The organism is Paracoccus hibiscisoli, assembly GCF_005048265.1.
In the GTDB taxonomy this organism is placed as follows: domain Bacteria; phylum Pseudomonadota; class Alphaproteobacteria; order Rhodobacterales; family Rhodobacteraceae; genus Paracoccus; species Paracoccus hibiscisoli.
In genome coordinates this window covers 1-12908 of the sequence record NZ_SUNH01000047.1, presented here as the reverse complement: position 1 = coordinate 12908, position 12908 = coordinate 1, and the positions used below count along the sequence as shown (strand labels likewise).

Here is a 12908-nt window from a genome sequence, read left to right as displayed (position 1 = left end):
GCGCCCGTTCGGCGCACGGACCGCCAGGATAAACCGTTCAAAGAACGCCCATTCCTCATCCGACATCAGGTCTCGTGCCAAGCTGGTCTCGATCGCAGATACCAGCTTGAATCATGCCCGCACCGCGTTGTGAATCCCTTTTGTCAACACGGCCTAGGGTCCGTTGACGTTCAGGATTCACACTTCGGCTGAGTTCTGATTCAAGGTTGCAAAAAGTGGAGAGTAACCTTGACCCGACGTGCCCTGACCGATGCCCAATGGGCGATCATTGAACCGCTCTTCTTGGTAAACGGTCCGATCCCGGCCAATCGGGGCGCGATCCGCGTCTGTTCGTCGAGGCGGTCCTTTGGATCGTGCGGACAGGAGCCCTGTGGCGCGAATTGCCCGACGCGTTCGGCAAGTGGAATTCAGCGTTCAAGCGTTTTTGCCTATGGGTGAAGGCTGACGTTTTCTGCAGAATGTTTAGATCCTTATCGTCAAGGTCCACCGCTCTGGACAGGACGCAAAAGGGAGACTCAAAGCCGGGCAATAGGGCGCTCGCGGGGCGGCATGACGACCAAGATACTGGCGTTGACGGATGGCCTTAGGAACCTTGTCGATTTCCGCCTACTGCCGGGGCAAGCCTATGATCTGCGTGCGGTGCCAGATTTGATCAGTGGCCTCAGTGCTGACCAGCTGCTCGCCGAGCATGCCTTCGATGCCGATTGGCTGCGAGCCGAGCTGAGTGAACGCAGCGCTGTCCCGGTCATTCCGCCAAAAGCAAACCCACGGTTTCCTGCCGCGTTCGACAAGGACACCTACAAATGGCGACATTTGATCGAGAATTACGTTGGAAAGCTGCAGGAAAACCGGGGCATCGCTATGCGTTCGTGCAAAACAGACGCAAGCTTCACAGCGTTCATCTCGATTGCAGCCAGTCATTCAGATCAAATGAACGTCAACAGGCCCTAGGGCCCACCGGACAGAATGCCGCCTTGCACCCGGCGCGACAGTCTGTCCTGTTGGGAAAAACCGGCAAAAGGACAGCGCATGGGCGAACGGGTCAAGGTGGCCATCATCGGCGCGGGCATCACCGGCATCACCTGCGCGCGGGCGCTGGTCGCGGCGGGACTGACGGTCACGCTGTTCGACAAGGGGCGCGGCATCGGCGGGCGGCTGGCCACCCGGCGCACCGACGCGGGCCTGCGGTTCGATCACGGCGCGCAATATCTGCCGGCCTCGGACCCCGATTTCGCAGCGCTGCTGGGCGGGTTGGTGGATGCGGGCGACGCCGCGCCCTGGCCCGAAACAGCGGGCATCGTCGGCACGCCCGGCATGGTGCAGATCCCGCGCGCGCTGGCGCAGGGGCTGGACATCCGGTCGGGCGCCATGGTCACGGCGCTGCGGCGCCACGGCGCGGGCTGGCATCTGGGCGGAGAGGGCATCGACCACCACGCCGACCGGGTCGTGCTGGCCATTCCCGCGCCCCAGGCCCGCGATCTGCTGGGGGGCGATCACCCGCTGTCGGGGCCGCTGGCGCAGGTCCGTTACCGCGCCAACATCACCGTGATGGTGGGGCTGGACCTCGCCGCGCCGCGCCCCTTTGCCACGCATGAGGGACAGGACGCGCTGGCCTGGGTCGCCCAGGACAGCGCCAAGCCGGGGCGCGACGACCAGCCGCTGACCACCTGGGTGGTGCAGGCCGCGCCCGATTACAGCATGAACCATATCGACCTGCCCTTTGCCGATCTGGCGCAGATGATTGCGCCGCAGCTGCTGGATCTGCTGGGCGCGGACCCGGCGCATCTGCACCACGCTGCGGCGCATCGCTGGCTGTATTCGCAGACCGACCGCCCGTTGGGGCAGCCGTTTCTGGCCCATGACGCGGCGGGGCTGGTCGTGGGCGGGGACTGGGCGCTTGGGCCGCTGGTGGAACATGGCTGGGCCAGCGGGCGCGCGATGGCGGCCCATCTGCTGGCCCGCGCATGACCGACGACCGCACCCCCCGCGCCGTCCCCCAGGGCCGCCTGACGCGGATGCTGCGCCTTGGCGGGCTGGCGGGGGGCATCGGGGGTCGCGCGCTGGCCACCGGCGCGCGGCAGCTGGCGACCGGCCAGCGCCCCCGCGCGCACGACATGTTCATGACCCCCGGCAATGCCGCGCGCCTGGCGGGCCAACTGGCGCAAATGCGCGGGGCGGCGATGAAGATGGGTCAGCTGATCTCGATGGAGGCGGGCGATTTCCTGCCGCCCGAGCTGACGCAGATCATGGCCCGCCTGCGCGCCGATGCAGACCCCATGCCCCCCAAGCAGCTGCAGCGCGTGCTGGACGCGGCCTGGGGCGAGGGCTGGCTGCGCCATTTCCAGCGCTTTCAGGTGCGCCCGATCGCGGCGGCCTCGATCGGGCAGGTGCATCGCGCCCTGACCCGCGACGGGCGCGACCTGGCGATCAAGGTGCAGTATCCCGGCGTGCGGGCCAGCATCGACAGCGATATCGACAACATGGCGCTGCTGATGCGGATCCCCGGCCTGCTGCCCCCGGGCGTCGATCTGCCACCGCTGATCGCCGAGGCCCGCGCCCAGCTGCATGCCGAGGCCGATTACGCGCGCGAGGCCGAACAGATGCGCCTCTATGCCGCCAATCTGGCGGGGCGCGACGAATTCCTGCTGCCGGTGCCCGACGATCAGTTCAGCACGCCCGACGTGCTGGCCATGGACTTCATCGACAGCCGCCCCATCGAGACCTTGGCCGAGGCCCCCCAGCCCGTCCGCGACCGCGCCGCCACCCATCTGGCCCAGCTGGTCATCGAGGAGCTGTTCCGGTTCGACCTGATGCAGACCGACCCCAATTTCGCCAATTACCGCTGGCAGCCCGACGACGCGCACCCGTCGGGCGGGCGCATCGTGCTGCTGGATTTCGGGGCCACGCGCGGCTTTTCGGCCCCCGTGGCCCCGCGCTATCTGGCGCTGCTGCGTGCCGCGCTGGCGGGCGACCGCGAGGCGATCCGCCAGGCCGCCATCGCCATCGGCTATTTCCGCGCCGACACCGACACCGCCCATCAGGACATGCTGATGGCGATGATGGACCTAGCCTTTGCGCCGCTGCGGGCGGGGGGCGTGATGGATATGGCGGGCAGCGACATCCCGCGTCAGGTGGCCGATCTGGCCATGCAGGTCGCCGCCACCCGCGCCCGCGCCGAGATGCCCCCACCCGAGATCCTGTTCCTGCACCGCAAGATCGGCGGCCTTTATCTGCTGCTGGCGCGGCTGCGGGCGCGGGTCGATCTGGACGCGCTGATCCGGCCCGACGCGCTGGACGAGATGCTGCGGGCGCGCGCTCAGCCCTGATCGGTCTCGTGCAGGCGGTCCTGGGTCAGGCGCAGGATCATGCGGAACTCCTCTGCCGTGGCCAGCGCCGGGCCGACATCTTCAGTGGGGACCGCGCCGGGGTCCTCCTGCCCGTCGCGCAGGGTCTCGCGCTGGCCCAACCAGTCGATCACCGGCTGGCGGGCTGCGGGCTCCAGCGCGGCGACCAGACGCGCCAGCAGGCGGCGCTGCGCGGTCAGGCGGGCGTCCAGGATGGCGGGGTCGATATCGGACATGGGCGGTCTCCTCCGGGTGGGGTTCTGGGCGGAACGCGGCCCGCGCCCGCCGGGTTCACGGGCCCGGTCATGCCCCTGTGATCGCGCCGTGCAGGAACATCGCCCTTTGGGGCGTGTTGGGCGGGCAGCACAGGGGAATGACGCGATGTGGGACTGGATTTCAGAGAATAGCGGGCTGGTGCAGGCCGGGATGGCGGCGGTGACGGCGCTGATCTGGATGATCTATCTGCACGTGATCGTGTCGGGCCTGCGCCGCCAGCGTCGGACCGAGATCCTGATCCATCTGGGCGGTGCGCGCGACCTGTCGGCCCGCATCCTGGTCAGCAATCTGGGGTTCGAGCCGATCTATGTGCTGGAGATCATGCTGACCGTCTGGACCGCCGACGGCCAGCGCATGTCCTCGGTCGCCGACAGGACCGAGATCGCCCGCGACCAGCATGCCACCCCACGCGAGGCGACGTTGCAGGGCCCGCTCAAAAGCGGCGATCACGTCGATATCGGCAGCGTTCTGGACCTGCTGGACCGCGCCCGCCACAGCAGTTTCGACGCGCTGGAGCCGCAGGACATCCGCGAGGTCGAGGTGACGGTCGCCGCCATCACCGCCGCCGACAGCCGCATCGCCGCCGCAGCCCGCCGCTTTGCGATGAAGGGTCAGGGCGATGACCTGTCGCTGTGCCCCCAGAACCTCTATGCGCGCCAGATCCGCTCCTCGTGGCGCCGCCGCCGGATCGAGGCGCAGCTGCGCGGGAGGCTTTAGAAAAAGCATCAAGAGTTTAATGCATGTTCTTGTTGTAATGATGAAAATTTTTGTATCGGGAGCAAAGCAGTAGAACAGCCGCCGCCCGACAGCCCGATTCGGTGCCTGCGCGACTGAAGCCCGTCGACTGCATCCGAGCAACCGTTCCCAACCCGTCAACAGCCCATCCGGCAGGCGCAAGGACCGTCGGCGCCAGGCACCCCGACATGTCGGCCCCCAGGGGCGTGCCGCCGACAATCGCACCCGCAGTCCCGTCAGTCCTCGCGGAACAGGTCGCGGGTGAACACGCGGTCGGTCACGTCGTCCAGATCAGCCGTCAGACGGTTCGCCACGATCACGTCGGCCTCGGCCTTGAACGCAGCCAGATCGCGGATCACGCGCGAGCCGAAGAATCGCTCGTCGGGCAGGGCGGGTTCAAAGACCACGACCTCGACCCCCTTGGCCTTCAGCCGCTTCATCACGCCCTGCACGGCGGATTGGCGGAAATTGTCGGACCCCGCCTTCATCACCAGGCGATAGATGCCGACCACCTGCGGGCGGCGCGACAGGATATCTTCGGCGATCACGTCCTTGCGGGTGCGGTTCGCCTCGACCACGGCGGCGATCAGGTTCTGGGGGACGTTGCTGTAATTGGCCAGCAACTGCTTGCTGTCCTTGGGCAGGCAATAGCCGCCATAGCCAAAGGACGGATTGTTGTAATGGCTGCCGATGCGGGGATCCAGGCCGACCCCCTCGATGATCTGGCGGCTATCCAGACCATTGCCCATCGCATAGCTGTCCAACTCGTTGAAATAGGCGACGCGCAGGGCCAGATAGGTGTTCGCGAACAGCTTGATCGCCTCGGCCTCTGTCGATCCTGTCAGCAGGATGGGGACATCCGCGTCCAGCGATGCCTCGGCCAGCAGGTCGGCAAAGGCGCGGCCACGGGGGCTGTCCTCTCCGACCACGATGCGGGACGGGTGCAGGTTGTCGTGCAGCGCGCGCCCCTCGCGCAGAAATTCGGGGCTGAAGATCACGTTCTGCGTGCCCAGCTTCTCCCGAACGCCCTTGGTAAAGCCCACCGGCACCGTCGATTTGACAACGATCAGCGCATCGGGTGCATGGAGCGTCACGTCGCGGATGACCGCCTCGACGCTGGTGGTGTTGAAGTAATTCGTCACCGGGTCGTAATCGGTGGGCGTCGCGACGATCACCACATCGGCCCCGTCATAGGCCGCCGCCGCATCGGTCATAGCGGTCAGGTCCGGGTCGCGCGTGGCCAGATGGTCGGCGATGTCGGCATCGATGATCGGGCATTGCCGGGCGTTCAGCATGACCACGCGGTCCGCGTTCACGTCGAGCGCGCCCACCGTGTTTCATGCGGCCAGTAGGACCGCGTTCGACTGGCCGACATAGCCGATCCCGGCCACGGCAACGATTTTCCCCGACATCACGGTTCCCTATTTGATCCGCGCGCGGCACAGCGCGCGGCGGCTGCGCCACCACCGCCGCGCGGGGGGGGGGGGTCAGGCGGCGCGGGCCTTGGCCTTGGCCCGGCGGCGATGCAGCGCCGGTTCGGTATAGCCCGAGGGCTGGCTGGTCCCCGTCAGGACCAGATCGCGCGCCGCCAGAAAGGCCGGACCGTCGAACCCGGGCGCCATGGCGCGGTAGGCCGGGTCGCCCGCGTTCTGGGCATCGACCTTGGCGGCCATGCGGCGCAGCGCGTCCTCGACCTGATCCACGGTGATCAGCCCATGCTCCAGCCAGTTGGCCAGATATTGCGCGCTGATGCGGCAGGTGGCGCGATCCTCCATCAGCTGCACGTCGTCGATATCGGGCACCTTGGAACAGCCGATGCCCTGATCGACCCACCGCACGACATAACCCAGGATGCCCTGCGCGCTGTTGTCCAGCTCGCGCAGGATCTGGTCCTGCGGGATCGGACCGTCCGCCAGCGCGGGCGTCAGCAGCAGGTCCAGATCGGGCAGCGCCGCGCCCGCCAGTTCGTCCTGGCGCGCGGCGACGTCGATCTGGTGATAATGCAGCGCATGCAGGACCGCCGCCGTGGGCGAGGGCACCCAGGCCGTGCTGGCGCCCGATTTCGGGTGGCCGATCTTGACCTCCAGCATCTCGGCCAGGGCGTCGGGCTTGGCCCACATGCCCTTGCCGATCTGCGCGCGGCCCCGCATGCCCGCGGCAAGCCCGATCAGCACGTTGCGATCCTCATAGGCTTTCAGCCAGGTCGCGGCCTTCATGCCGTCGCGGCCCACGAACGGCCCCGCCTGCATCGAGGTGTGGATCTCATCGCCCGTGCGGTCCAGGAACCCGGTGTTGATGAAGAAGATCCGGTTGCGGATCGCATGGATGCAGGCGGCCAGGTTGGCGCTGGTGCGACGCTCCTCGTCCATCAGGCCCAGCTTGACGGTGTTGGCGGGCAGGCCCAGGGCGGTCTCGACATGGGTGAAGACGGCGTCGGCGAATGCCGCCTCGTCGGGGCCGTGCATCTTGGGCTTGACGATATAGATCGCACCGGCGCGGCTGTTGCGCGGGCCTTGGGTCTTCTTCAGGTCGTGGATGGCGCAGGCGACGGTGACCATCGCGTCCATCAGCCCCTCGGGGGTGTCCTGCCCGTCCTTGCGCACCACATCGGTGGTCATCAGGTGGCCCACATTGCGCACCAGCAGCAGGGCCCGACCCTGCAGCGTCACGGTGCTGCCATCGGGGCGGGTGACGGTCCGGTCGCCCTCCAGCCGGCGGGTCATGACCTTGCCGCCCTTGTCAAAGCTCTCGGCCAGATCGCCCTTCATCAGGCCAAGCCAGTTGGCATAGACGCCGATCTTGTCCTCGGCATCGACGGCGGCGACGCTGTCCTCGCAATCCTGGATGGCCGACAGCGCCGCCTCCAGGACCACGTCGCGCAGCCCGCTGGCCGAGGCCGCCCCGATCGGGTGGTCCGCATTGATCACCAGCTCCACATGCAGCCCGTTGTGGCGCAGGACATAGCCCGTGTCGGCCCCGTCGCGCCGGGTGCCGACAAAGGCCGCCGGATCGGCCAGACGCACGACCTGCCCACCGATCGTGGCGGTCAGGCCCTGGTCGTCGGCGCCATAGGCGGTGACGTCGGCATGGCTGCCCGAGGCCAGCGGCAGCGCCTCGTCCAGGAACGCCGCCGCCCGCGCCACGACCGCATCGCGCCGCGCCGCGTCGAACCCGCCCGACGGCACCGGGCCCATCACGTCCGACCCGTACATGGCATCATACAACGACCCCCACCGCGCATTGGCCGCGTTCAGCGCGAAACGGGCATTGCTGACCGGCACGACCAGCTGCGGACCGGCCAGGGTCGCGATTTCGGGGTCGATGGTGCCGTTGTCGATGGCAAAGGGCGCGGGTTCCGAGGCCAGATAGCCGATCTCGGTCAGGAACGCGCGATAGGCGGCCGCATCCCAGGGCTGGTTGCCGCGCGCCTTGTGCCAGTCGTCGATCCGGGCCTGCAACGTGGCGCGTTCGGCCAGCAGGGCGCGGTTCTTCTCGGCGAACCCGTCCAGCAACCCCGCATAGCCCCGCCAGAACGCATCTGCCGAGACGTCCGTGCCTGGCAGCACCCGATCCTCGACGAAGGCTGCGAAATCAGGGTGGACGTCCAGGCCGTGGCGCGGGGTGGCGGGGGTCATGATGGTCTCCTCGGATGGCGGGGAATCGGCGTCTGCCTCTTGGGATACGTCAGCGGGCGGGCTTTGCCAAGCATTATGGAAGGTTTTTCCATTTCTGTCCCAACCACCGCTCGCGGCCCGGTCGCGGGGGTCCGGGGGCCCCGCAGCCCGCCCGTCCCCCTCGATGGGGGGCGGGTGGGCTTTCCCCTCCGGCAGGCACCGGTTGTGTTTCGCCGGGCGCGTCGCCATGCTGTCCCGACAGCAGCTGTCCGGAGACCGGGATGATCCGCGCCCACATGGCCACCTTTCCGCCCCGCTCCGCCATCCTCATGCAGACCGTCGCATCGCTCCTGCCGCAGGTGGACCGCCTGTTTCTCTGCCTGAATCAGCACGATGCCATCCCGCCCGCCCTGGCGCAGGACGACCGCATCACCGCGATGATCCCCGACCGCGACCTGCGCGACGCGGGCAAGTTCGCCTTTGTCCCGGACGACGACGACATCGTGCTGACCGTCGACGACGACATCCTCTATCCGCCCGATTACGTCACCCGCACGCTGGCGCAGTTCGACCAGCTTCCGGCCGAGCGGCACGTGCTGGGCTATCTGGGCAATGCCTGGATGGCCAAGGGCAAGCTGGCGCAGGAGGGGTGGAAGAACTTCATGTTCCACAAGCGCGCCCCCCACGCGATCAAGGTCGACGTGCTGGGCACCGGCACCACCTGCCAGCTGGGCCGCCACCTGCCGCGGCTGGACCAGATCGAGGGGGCCGCGGGCTTTGTCGATCTGCGCCATGCCCGCCTGCATACGCAGGCCGGTCGCTGGATGTGGTCGCTGCCGCGCGACGAGGGGTGGATGACCAGTCTGATGACCGACGACCTGCTGCCCAGTTCGCTCTTCACCACGGTCAACCGCGCCCGCCCGCGCGACATGATGGACGAATTGCGCGCCCCGCTGTCCGAGCGCGGGCCCCATTCGGGACAGCAGCTGTCGCGGCTACGCTCAGCAGGGCTGCTCTAGGGGGGGCCTGCTCTAGCGCGGGCATGTCTGTTTCTGCCGCCGAATGTCGCAATTCTGCCGCGCCCCCGCGCCGCGCCGACTAGGTTGGGCCGAACGCCACCCGTCCGCACCCCGACACCCCGACCCCGAGCAGCGCCATGACCCAGACCTCCCCGTCCTCGACCGCCCAGCTGATCGCCGTCCGCCTGCCCGATCACGCCCTGCCGCGCGACCTCTATTGCGGCCAGCAGGCGTTTCGCGACGACCTGGAGCAGATCTGGTACCGCGAATGGCTGTTCGCCGGTCCCAGCTGCGAATTGCCCAAGACCGGCAGCTATATCACGATGCAGGTCGGCGATTATCCGGTCATCGTCACGCGCGGCGCGGATGGGCGCATCCGGGCGTTCCACAACGTCTGTCGCCATCGCGGCCAGCGCCTTTGCGCGAAATCGAACGGCACCAACCCCAAGCTGGTCTGCCCCTATCACCAATGGACCTATGATCTGGACGGCAAGTTGTTGTTCGCACGCGACATGGGCCCCGATTTCGATCCGTCGAAATACAGCCTGAAATCGGTCCATTGCGTCGATCTGAAGGGGATGATCTTCATCTGCCTGGCCGCTGTGCCGCCCGCCATCAACGAACTGGCCGCGAACCTGATGCGCTATGTCGCGCCTTCTGGGCTGGCGGATGCCAAGGTCGCCTTTACCTCGACCATCGTGGAAAAGGGCAACTGGAAGCTGGTGATGGAGAACAACCGCGAATGCTATCACTGCGGCGGCAGCCATCCGTCGCTGTGCCGCACCTATTCCGACGATCCGCTGATGACGGTGATGGAGGGGCCCAATTCCGCCAGCCCCGAGATCCTGTCCCACTGGGACCGCTGCGACGCGGAGGGCCTGCCCGCGCGCTTTGTCAACGCCCCCGACATGCAGTGGCGCATGGCGCGCGTGCCGCTGATGGACCATCAGGAAAGCTTTACCCTGTCGGGCAAGGCCGCCGTCGCGCGGCGCATGGGGACCATGCCTTGGAACGACGCGGGCAGCCTGATGTTCTATCACTTCCCCTCGTCCTGGAACCATTTCCTGGCCGATCACGCCATCGTCTTCCGCATCCTGCCGATCAGCCCGACCGAGACCCAGGTCACGACCAACTGGCTGGTTCACAAGGATGCCGTCGAGGGGGTCGATTACGACCTGGAGACCCTGACCCGCGTCTGGCTGAACACCAATGACGAGGACCGCCAGGTCGTCGAGGAGAACCAGGTCGGCATCCTGTCCCCTGCCTATGAACCCGGCCCTTATTCCCCCAGCCAGGAGGCCGGGGTGATCCACCTGATCGACTGGTATTGCGGGCTGATGTCCGCACGGCTTGGTGCGCAAATGGCGGCGGAATAATGGCGCGCCCCCGCCTGAACTGGACCGCCGAACCCTGGTCCGACGACGAGCCGCTGGAATGCGTGATGGTCGTGCCGGAAACGCGCGACACCGCGACCTTCATCTTTCGGGCGCCGTCGGGGGCCTGGTTCGACTATCAGCCCGGCCAGTTCGTGACGCTGGACCTGCCGGTCGATCCGGCCAAGGGTGCGCGCGGCAACATTCAGCGGACCTACACGATCAGCTCGTCGCCGTCGCGGCCGCTGTCGATCTCGGTCACGGTCAAGGCGCAGGCCACGTCGATCGGCACGCGCTGGATGCTGGACCACCTACAGCCGGGCATGCGCATCAAGGCCTTTGGTCCGGGCGGCATCTTCAGCTTTCACCGCCATCCTGCCCGGAAATACCTGTTCATCTCGGCCGGGTCGGGGATCACGCCGATGATGTCGATGACCACCTGGGCCTGGGATCAGGCGCAGGACACCGACATCGTGTTCGTCCATGCAGCACGCCGCCCCTCGGACATCATCTTCCGTGAGCGGCTGGAGCAGTTCGCCTCGCGCGTGCCCGGCCTTCAGGTCCGCCTGACCGTCGAGGAGCCGGAACCGTTCCGCACCTGGACCGGCTATCAAGGCCGCCTGAACAGCCTGATGCTGGGCCTGATGGCCCCCGACTATCTGGACCGCGAGGTGTTCTGCTGCGGCCCCGAGCCGTTCATGCAGGCGGTGCGCGACATGCTGGTCGCGCTTGGCTATGACATGGACCGCTATCACCAGGAGAGTTTCGGCGCCCCCGTCGCCACCGAATCAGAGGCTCCGGTCATCGACGACGTGGCCCCCGACCAGGATGCCCGCGCGCAGGTGGTGTTCACCGCCAGCGGCGTGACCGCGGCCTGCGCCGAGACCGACACGGTTCTGGCCGTGGCCAAGCGGGCGGGGCTGAACATCCCGTCGGGCTGCACCTTCGGGCTGTGCGGCACCTGCAAGATCCGCAAGACCGCCGGAGAGGTCCACATGGTCCATAACGGCGGCATCAGCGACGAGGACATCGCCGAGGGCTGGATCCTGGCCTGCTGTTCCAACCCGATGGGCCGGATCGCGGTCGAGGTGTGATCCCCCGCCGCCGGTCGTGGCGGGGGCAGGGGCGTCAGGCCTGAACCATCATCCCGTTCTGCGCATGGCGCTGCGCCAGCTTGCGCCCTTCGCGGCCGTTCAACAGGCGGCATGCCGCGGGCCGGGCCGGGGCCTCAGGCGACATGAGCGCCAGTTCGGGGAACAGGTCCAGCAGCTCTCGTTGCGCGACGTCAGACAGGGCTTTCAGCGCCTCGGGACCGGTATGCAGCGTCTCTGAACAGGCGCCCTCGGACATCACGACCTGATGGTCGGCGCAGAGGAAATGCACATAGGTCACGCCATGGCGCCACGGTGCCTCCTCGATGCCGGGGATCGCGGTCAGATGCTTGGCCGCGACCAGCACCTCGGAATTGTCGAACATCCGCTGCGCGATGCGCGATCCGACCAGCATCCGATGCTGCGGAGAGACGGTCATGTCCCGCGCTGGCAGCCCCGGCCCAAGCGCGTCCTTGCGGATCAGCACGGGGCGGCGATGCGGCTCGACCGCCAGACGGGCGGCCGACAGGGTGCGGCTGCCGGTCCAGGCGATCTCCTGCAGGCCCGCGTCACGGGTCCAGACCTGCATGCCGGGCTGCAGCTCCTCGACCGGGACATCGCCATGGCGCGTGCGGATCAGCGTGCCTTCGGTAAAGCAGATGATGCCGCCGGGGAACGTGTAATCCACCGGACGGATATCCGTGATCAGCGCGATTGCACCCAGCAGGTTCGGCGCCCCCTCGGGATAGAGGAACACCAGCTGTCCGCCCGAGGTCTGGACCAGCACCACCGGCTGAGAGGAGCCCAGAGGCACGACGATGCCCGCCACCCGCACGCCGGGCTGGATCGTTCCCGACCCCAGCACGGTGGCCGTCCGGCCGTCGCCCAGGGTGACGCTCTCTCCGACAACCAACTGGTTGTTGTTGTCGGTCACGGTGTTGGTGACCTGTGGGCCGATCCGGTTCAGCAGCAGCGTGCGCGGCTCGGACAACAGCTGGGCGCTGAGCAGCGACCCCGAATAGTTCTGGGTTGTGACATCATTGACGACCGACATTCTGTGGCTCCCTGTCATGCTATTCTTAGCGACGGGGGTTACGGGTGCGGTCGTGGATTGTTTCACCCTGAGGGGCTCTGTTGCACAAATCGGCTGAGGGTCGAGGTTCCCCTTCCCCCGGACAGACTCATCCCACGGCTTCAGTGACGGGTATGCCGAGTGCGGCGAAGCCGTTCAGGACGACCACACGGATCTGAAACTCGGCAACCTGACGGTCGAAGTCTCTGGCAATCAGGCGTTGGCCCAGCAGCTTCACACAATGCATCTTCGTTTCGACGCGGCTCGGCGTTGTTGCAGAAAGGCGGCCTGATGCGTGACTGCCCCTTCCCCCTTCATTGTCAGGCCACGCGGACGATCTCGGCGGTGCCGAGGGCGTTGAAGCGGTTCATGAGCGCGACGCGG

Annotated in this window: 9 protein-coding genes and 4 pseudogenes; 7 read left to right on the top strand and 6 right to left on the bottom strand. The window is 67.3% G+C overall.

What is annotated here, in order from left to right; all coding sequences use genetic code 11:
* Positions 1 to 93: pseudogene (locus tag FA740_RS18340) on the bottom strand (IS5/IS1182 family transposase); the annotation flags it as partial.
* A 135-nt stretch (positions 94 to 228) separates the two neighbouring features.
* Here FA740_RS18340 and FA740_RS18335 point away from each other — a divergent pair.
* From FA740_RS18335 to FA740_RS18325, 3 genes and pseudogenes are all read left to right on the top strand, one after another.
* Positions 229 to 951: pseudogene (locus FA740_RS18335) on the top strand (IS5 family transposase).
* Between the two features lie 78 nt (positions 952 to 1029).
* A complete protein-coding gene (locus tag FA740_RS18330; protein WP_169306372.1) occupies positions 1030 to 1968 on the top strand; it encodes an NAD(P)/FAD-dependent oxidoreductase in 939 nt (312 codons plus the stop codon).
* Positions 1965 to 3326 (top strand): ABC1 kinase family protein, encoded by a 1362-nt coding sequence (locus FA740_RS18325; RefSeq protein WP_136858260.1) that lies wholly within the window; start codon positions 1965 to 1967, stop codon positions 3324 to 3326. Before FA740_RS18330 ends, FA740_RS18325 begins: the two co-directional genes overlap by 4 nt.
* On the opposite strand, the gene FA740_RS18320 is transcribed toward FA740_RS18325, so the two are convergent.
* Positions 3317 to 3580, bottom strand: coding sequence for a hypothetical protein (locus FA740_RS18320; RefSeq protein ID WP_136858259.1), 264 nt, complete (start codon positions 3578 to 3580; stop codon positions 3317 to 3319). The two genes, FA740_RS18325 and FA740_RS18320, sit on opposite strands and share 10 nt — an antisense overlap.
* Positions 3581 to 3725: 145 nt before the next feature.
* Between FA740_RS18320 and FA740_RS18315 the strand changes: the two genes are divergently transcribed.
* A complete protein-coding gene (locus FA740_RS18315; RefSeq protein WP_136858258.1) occupies positions 3726 to 4337 on the top strand; it encodes a hypothetical protein in 612 nt (203 codons plus the stop codon).
* A gap of 254 nt (positions 4338 to 4591) precedes the next feature.
* On the opposite strand, the pseudogene FA740_RS18310 reads toward FA740_RS18315, so the two are convergent.
* Both FA740_RS18310 and FA740_RS18305 read right to left on the bottom strand, forming a co-directional pair.
* Positions 4592 to 5767, bottom strand: a pseudogene (locus FA740_RS18310) (nucleotide sugar dehydrogenase).
* Positions 5768 to 5842: 75 nt separating this feature from the next.
* Positions 5843 to 7990: a malate synthase G gene (locus FA740_RS18305; RefSeq protein WP_136858257.1), complete on the bottom strand. Its 2148-nt coding sequence runs from the start codon at positions 7988 to 7990 to the stop codon at positions 5843 to 5845.
* Positions 7991 to 8250: 260 nt separating this feature from the next.
* On the opposite strand from FA740_RS18305, the gene FA740_RS18300 reads away from it, so the two are divergent.
* From FA740_RS18300 to FA740_RS18290, 3 genes are all read left to right on the top strand, one after another.
* Entirely contained in the window at positions 8251 to 8988 is a 738-nt protein-coding gene (locus tag FA740_RS18300) for a hypothetical protein (protein WP_136858256.1), read from the top strand.
* Positions 8989 to 9125: 137 nt separating this feature from the next.
* Positions 9126 to 10364 carry an aromatic ring-hydroxylating oxygenase subunit alpha gene (locus FA740_RS18295; RefSeq protein WP_136858255.1) on the top strand — a complete coding sequence of 413 codons (1239 nt, stop codon included), beginning with the start codon at positions 9126 to 9128 and terminating at the stop codon, positions 10362 to 10364.
* Complete coding sequence (locus FA740_RS18290) at positions 10364 to 11455, top strand: FAD-binding oxidoreductase (protein WP_136858254.1); 1092 nt, start codon at positions 10364 to 10366, stop codon at positions 11453 to 11455. The genes FA740_RS18295 and FA740_RS18290 overlap by 1 nt, the downstream gene beginning before the upstream one ends.
* Before the next feature lie 34 nt (positions 11456 to 11489).
* Here the strand turns inward: FA740_RS18290 and FA740_RS18285 are convergent, their stop codons facing one another.
* Both FA740_RS18285 and FA740_RS18280 read right to left on the bottom strand, forming a co-directional pair.
* The gene (locus FA740_RS18285) at positions 11490 to 12506 is read right to left on the bottom strand and encodes a Hint domain-containing protein (RefSeq protein ID WP_169306371.1); all 1017 of its coding nucleotides are present in this window, start codon (positions 12504 to 12506) and stop codon (positions 11490 to 11492) included.
* A gap of 127 nt (positions 12507 to 12633) precedes the next feature.
* Positions 12634 to 12789, bottom strand: a pseudogene (locus tag FA740_RS18280) (IS5/IS1182 family transposase); the annotation flags it as partial.
* Between the last annotated feature and the right edge of the window lie 119 nt (positions 12790 to 12908).

Coding starts and splice junctions, on each gene's coding strand:
- FA740_RS18290 (WP_136858254.1), top strand. CDS start 10,364: ATGGCGCGCCCCCGCCTGAACTGGACCGCCGAACCCTGGTCCGACGAC.
- FA740_RS18295 (WP_136858255.1), top strand. CDS start 9,126: ATGACCCAGACCTCCCCGTCCTCGACCGCCCAGCTGATCGCCGTCCGC.
- FA740_RS18315 (WP_136858258.1), top strand. CDS start 3,726: ATGTGGGACTGGATTTCAGAGAATAGCGGGCTGGTGCAGGCCGGGATG.
- FA740_RS18320 (WP_136858259.1), bottom strand. CDS start 3,580: ATGTCCGATATCGACCCCGCCATCCTGGACGCCCGCCTGACCGCGCAG.
- FA740_RS18325 (WP_136858260.1), top strand. CDS start 1,965: ATGACCGACGACCGCACCCCCCGCGCCGTCCCCCAGGGCCGCCTGACG.
- FA740_RS18285 (WP_169306371.1), bottom strand. CDS start 12,506: ATGTCGGTCGTCAATGATGTCACAACCCAGAACTATTCGGGGTCGCTG.
- FA740_RS18300 (WP_136858256.1), top strand. CDS start 8,251: ATGATCCGCGCCCACATGGCCACCTTTCCGCCCCGCTCCGCCATCCTC.
- FA740_RS18305 (WP_136858257.1), bottom strand. CDS start 7,990: ATGACCCCCGCCACCCCGCGCCACGGCCTGGACGTCCACCCTGATTTC.
- FA740_RS18330 (WP_169306372.1), top strand. CDS start 1,030: ATGGGCGAACGGGTCAAGGTGGCCATCATCGGCGCGGGCATCACCGGC.